Source organism: Microcoleus sp. S28C3 (genome assembly GCF_036700785.1).
In the GTDB taxonomy this organism is placed as follows: domain Bacteria; phylum Cyanobacteriota; class Cyanobacteriia; order Cyanobacteriales; family Microcoleaceae; genus Microcoleus; species Microcoleus asticus.
On record NZ_JAUBPO010000210.1, the window covers coordinates 1 to 5,123 of the forward strand.

General features: G+C 41.8%; 5 protein-coding genes. 4 read left to right on the forward strand and 1 reads right to left on the reverse strand.

Annotated features, from left to right (window positions below):
• Positions 1-383, forward strand: a 383-nt coding sequence (locus QUA13_RS31405; protein WP_333204866.1) for a transposase, incomplete at its 5' end; no start/stop codon positions are given.
• 393 nt (positions 384-776) lie between these two features.
• On the opposite strand, the gene QUA13_RS31410 is transcribed toward QUA13_RS31405, so the two are convergent.
• Positions 777-899 carry a hypothetical protein gene (locus tag QUA13_RS31410; RefSeq protein WP_333204868.1) on the reverse strand — a complete coding sequence of 41 codons (123 nt, stop codon included), beginning with the start codon at positions 897-899 and terminating at the stop codon, positions 777-779.
• Positions 900-1,576: 677 nt separating this feature from the next.
• On the opposite strand from QUA13_RS31410, the gene QUA13_RS31420 reads away from it, so the two are divergent.
• Genes QUA13_RS31420 through QUA13_RS31430 form a run of 3 tightly spaced genes read left to right on the forward strand, consistent with a single transcriptional unit; the run spans position 1,577 to position 4,841 of the window.
• Entirely contained in the window at positions 1,577-2,215 is a 639-nt protein-coding gene (locus QUA13_RS31420; protein WP_333204874.1) for an SIS domain-containing protein, read from the forward strand.
• 51 nt (positions 2,216-2,266) lie between these two features.
• Positions 2,267-3,820, forward strand: coding sequence for a PfkB family carbohydrate kinase (locus QUA13_RS31425; RefSeq protein ID WP_333204870.1), 1,554 nt, complete (start codon positions 2,267-2,269; stop codon positions 3,818-3,820).
• Positions 3,821-3,845: 25 nt separating this feature from the next.
• Entirely contained in the window at positions 3,846-4,841 is a 996-nt protein-coding gene (locus QUA13_RS31430) for an NAD-dependent epimerase/dehydratase family protein (protein WP_333204872.1), read from the forward strand.
• Positions 4,842-5,123 lie beyond the last annotated feature (282 nt).

Here is a 5,123-nt window from a genome sequence, read left to right on the forward strand (position 1 = left end):
TAAGAATGCTTTTTTCAGAAAAAGACTCACGCACAAATATGATTTTCTGTCAACTTAATTTAGATGCGTTTACCCTGATTATTATACCAGTTTTAATGCGAAACAGCTTAGTGATGGATAATTGTCCCATTCACCTGGGAGAAGAAGTGAAAAAAGCGCTCGAAAAAAAAAGGACAAAATTAATATACTTATCGCCTTATTCACCAGATTTTTCACCCATTGAAAATCTGTGGTCAAAACTTAAAATTATTCTCCGTTCAATCCAGACTACTAATTATCAAGAATTAGGAAAAGCACTCTTAGTTTGCGTTTGGGTCTGCGTTACATCGTCAAATATTTTTAACTGGTTTACACACTGCTGTTATTGTACCTCATCTTTTTGAGAAAGGCTATATCTTTTTCTATATCTGACTTCCATATTTCTAGATACTGATTAATTTGTTTTTTTTCACTTACCAATTTAGGGGAGCCTTGGAGATTTTTGTTATGGGACTTTTACCAACTAATTTTTGCTGATTCTAATAAAGAATGGTAACAAGAGTTTAGACTGATTAATTAGGTCATGTTTTGAATCTATATGGATAGCTAATTCTGCCAAATTTCACATTTTCTTCTGACTTAACCTTCTTGATAATTTCTTCTTTGTCTGGACTTAAATAGCTAGGTTTCCCTTTTTTGTAAGCTGTTTTTAGCCCGTTCACTCCCCAGGTCGAAAAATTTTTATTCCACTTACTAATAAATCCTAAAGAGACATTTAACAGTTTGATAATTTAACACTAGAATATTCCTGACAAACTCCATTTAACCGCTAATGCTCGTTTGACTTCTCTAGCATCTGGGTTTCCTTGAATAAAATGTTCTAGTTCTTGCTTTTTGGGTTCGAGGATCTGGCTATCCATTCTGATAATATTTTGTTAGTTATGTCTTTTATATTTTACCAGATGGGTGTTCACATCTAATTTAGGAGCGCTATAGCTGATTAATTTTTTCCACTATTTGTATGCCATCGATTATGCCAGCAACTAAACCCAGGTGATCTAGGTTTTGGACTGTAATTTCCGGAATTTTTTTCATGAGTTTTTCGCGCCAGTGAGTGCTACCTGAGCGCCATCCTACTTTTTCCCTGATTATTTTACTCTCGATGCTACTGGGACTCTCGCTGCCTTCATTAGCACATTGCTGCTGGTATGTGATGTCGCTTGTGTCTCGACTATTGAGAATTTAAGCATTTGTACTTAAGCTATGGCAACGCCAGAGCCACGACTCACTCACCGAAGCCCACCCGCACCCCATGTGACAGTACCGGGTGCGGAATGTGGGTTCAAAGAACTGTGCAGCATCATCAAAATCTAAAATCTAAAAGACCCGCAGGAGCAATCTGTCTGCGGGCTTTTTAATTAATCCAAAAATGTCTACAGTGAAAATTGGGGGCGAGCGCTACCCTCATAATGTCACTCAGCCTGTCATAATAGTTTTTGTTATCTTGAGCGAGGTTCAGGAGCCTAAATGCTTAACCCATCAAGGTTTCAGAGGCGTTGTCACCCCCTCAGAAAATAACAGAATATATATGTATTCAATGCTACCCCAACCACTGCCGTTTTCCATTCATTACTTTCGCCAACTAGCTGCCTTGGGCGAGAAATTTCAGATAACCAATCGTCAAGGTAAATCTCTCTCAATTTCTGAAGGGATAAATCGAGCGGCTGATTTAGTACATCAGCAAAATCAGCTGCAGCGAAAAGTTATGTTCATTGGTAATGGGGGGAGTGCAAGTGTAGCCAGCCATCAGGCAGTTGACTACTGGCGTAATGGTAATATTCGAGCGATCGCCTTCAACGACAGCGCCTCACTGACAGCCGTTAGTAATGACTTCGGCTACGAACAGGTTTTTAGCAAACCAATTTCTCTATTTGCTCAATCTGGAGATATTTTGTTTGCGATTAGCAGTTCGGGAGAGTCAGCTAACATCCTTGCTGGCGTTCGCCAAGCGATAGAAATGGATTGTCAAGTAATTACCCTCTCCGCCTTCCAAGCTAATAACCCGTTGCGTCAACTTGGACATCTAAATTTTTACGTTCCGACTATGTCCTACGGTTTTGCAGAAATCATGCATCTGTGCATTTGTCACTGTATTATAGATGGTTTGGTTAAGGGGACTTTACCTAGTTCTGATAAAGATAGCTCTCTGAGCATTGCTGAAGACGAAGCATCTTAATCGTTACCAAAGGTAAAACATTGATTATGTACTTGAGGAAACTTAGTCTCAATGGAAATAGCAATCAATACAGAAAAGTATCTTGATTTTGAAACCTGTGCAGAGGTACTTGCTCGCTACCGACAACAGGGGTCTAAAATCGTCCTCTGTAATGGAGTGTTTGATTTACTTCACCCAGGACACATCGCTCATTTGCAAGCCGCTAAAGCGATGGGAGATTTGTTAGTGATTTCCCTCACGGCTGCTCCCTACGTTAATCGAGGGCCGGGAAGACCGATATTTTCTGATGACCTGCGTTTCAGTTCTCTAGCGGCACTAGCGTCCGTTGATTACGTTATCTTAACCCCGAAAGTAACGGCGTTAGAGGTGATTGAGAAAGTGCGTCCCCATATTTACTGCAAGGGAGATGAATATGCTGACGCAAGCAAAGATGTAACCAAAAATATTGACCTGGAAGTCGCCCAGGTTAGAGCTTTTGGGGGCGATGTTCGCTATACCCAGGAAATCACTTTTAGCTCAACGCGGTTGATTAACAATTACCTTAATGTTGTCCCTGCTGAATTAAAGGATTACGCTAGGGATTTGACTCAGCAGTATCCGTTTGAGCAGGTTAGAGATGCTGTGGAGGCGATGCAGCCGCTTAAGGTTTTAGTGCTTGGTGATGTCATTATTGATGAGTTTGTTCACTGTACTGTTCAAGGATTAACATCGAAAGGTAGAGCGCCGTCCACTCGATTTGTGAAAAAAGAACAGCACCTGGGAGGAATTTTTGCAATTGCTCGCCATCTTGCCAGTTTCGCTAATTCTGTTACAGTAGCAAGTGCGATCGGGAGTGAACCTGATGTGCATCGCTTGATTGCAAATCATATCAATGATTCGTCGCTTCATCTAAATTTGCATCAGGCAGAAGGCTATTCCACTATAACCAAATGCCGTTATATTGAACAGCAAGGCACAACAAAGGGTTATACGCAACTCTTTGCGATTAATTCTATAGATGAGGACGGACTAGCACCCCAGGAGCGCCAAAAACTCTTAGATTCTTTGGAGAAGTCCATCAAAAGCTACGATATAGTCGTTTTGGCTGACTATGGTCATGGATTAATTGATTCATCGGTGATGGAACTGGTTCAAGCTCAAGCACCGTTCCTAGCTGTTAACTGCCAAACGAACAGCGCCAATTACGGTTACAACCTAATCAGTAAATATCGACGAGCCGATACATTTTGTATAGACGAGCAGGAACTTCGCCTCGCCTTTTCTAATCGATACGGCGATCGCCACGAACTACTGAAGCTTTTGCAATCCCATTTAGGGGCACAACAAGGCTGGTTGACAATGGCCGATTCCGGATCGTTGGGAATTCAGGCAGATGGAGAACTGGAAATGACTCCTGCTATGACACAACAAGTCAAAGACACTACAGGTGCAGGAGATGCCTTTTTTGCCCTAGCTAGTTTGAGTGCCAAGTTAGGTTTACCTCTGAGACTGGGGTCGTTCTTGGGGAATTTGGCAGGAGCGATCGCTGCCAATATATTGGGGAATGAAAAGCCTGTGGAGAAAGCTCGCTTATTGAAGTTCGCCAAAACAATTTGTACATTCTAGAAGACTGTCAGGAACCAATCAATCTATGAATTCGATGCAACAAGTTCTGGTTACGGGTGGTGCAGGTTATGTGGGAGCTGTCTTAGTTCCTAAACTCCTGCAAGCTGGATATCAAGTCAAGGTGCTAGATCTCTATATCTACGGGACAAATGTGCTAGCTGCTGTCAAAAATCATCCTAATCTGGAGGAGATTCAAGGAGATATCCGCGATCGCGCACTGCTTGAAAAAGTAATGCCGGGATGCGATGCGGTGATTCATTTAGCTTGCATTTCCAACGATCCGAGTTTTGAATTAGATCCGGATTTGGGTCGTTCAATTAATTATGATGCGTTTGTTGACTTGGTGGATGTAGCAAAAGATTCAGGAGTCAAGCGATTTATTTATGCCTCTTCTTCCAGCGTTTACGGGATTAAAGAAACTGACAATGTTACAGAAGACTTGCCGCTTCTGCCTTTGACAGACTATTCCCGTTACAAGGCTTTATGTGAAGAAGTATTGCTGAAGAAGCGAGAACCAGGATTTGTCACTTTAGTGCTGCGTCCGGCGACAGTGTGCGGCTATTCTCCCCGCCAGCGATTAGATTTAGTGGTCAATATTCTCACCACTCAAGCTATCAACAATGGCAAGATTACAGTTTTTGGCGGTCAGCAGAAACGCCCCAATATTCATATTGAGGATATGACCGATCTTTATCTCAAGTCTCTCCAATGGTCAGATGAAGCGATCGATGGGAAAATCTTCAATGCTGGCTACGAAAATCATACCTTGATGGAAATTGCTGAGATGATTCATAAGGTAGTGGGATCTGTAGAAATCGTCACTACACCCACTAACGATCTTCGTTCTTACCATATTTCCTCAGAAAAAATCAAGAAAGAATTAGGATTTGTGCCTTCACATACGGTGGAAGAGGCAATTCAGGATTTAGTAGCAGCCTTTAGATCCAATCAAGTTCCAAATGCTCTAACAAATAGCCGTTACTATAACGTTAAAACGATGAAGGATCTCAACTTAAATTGAGATTAGACCTCTTGCGTGAATAGAAATTTTGGCGTTGCTCAAAAGCGAGATGATGTGGAACGAATTTCCAAGCATCTAGTCCTATTTCATCCCAGGAATTAGCAACGCCGAATTTTTTGACCTGTCTCCCGATGTCAAAGCGGTGATTTTAGATAGCACGAAAGGTCTAGTGCAGCGTGCGAAAAATCCATAAATACAGAAAAAGCAGGCGTTGCTGAATTAGGGTATGATGAATTGAGAGTGCGAGCGCCCAAAAATGACACCTCACAAAACGCAGAGCTT

Coding starts and splice junctions, on each gene's coding strand:
- QUA13_RS31420 (WP_333204874.1), top strand. CDS start 1,577: ATGCTACCCCAACCACTGCCGTTTTCCATTCATTACTTTCGCCAACTA.
- QUA13_RS31425 (WP_333204870.1), top strand. CDS start 2,267: ATGGAAATAGCAATCAATACAGAAAAGTATCTTGATTTTGAAACCTGT.
- QUA13_RS31430 (WP_333204872.1), top strand. CDS start 3,846: ATGAATTCGATGCAACAAGTTCTGGTTACGGGTGGTGCAGGTTATGTG.
- QUA13_RS31410 (WP_333204868.1), bottom strand. CDS start 899: ATGGATAGCCAGATCCTCGAACCCAAAAAGCAAGAACTAGAACATTTT.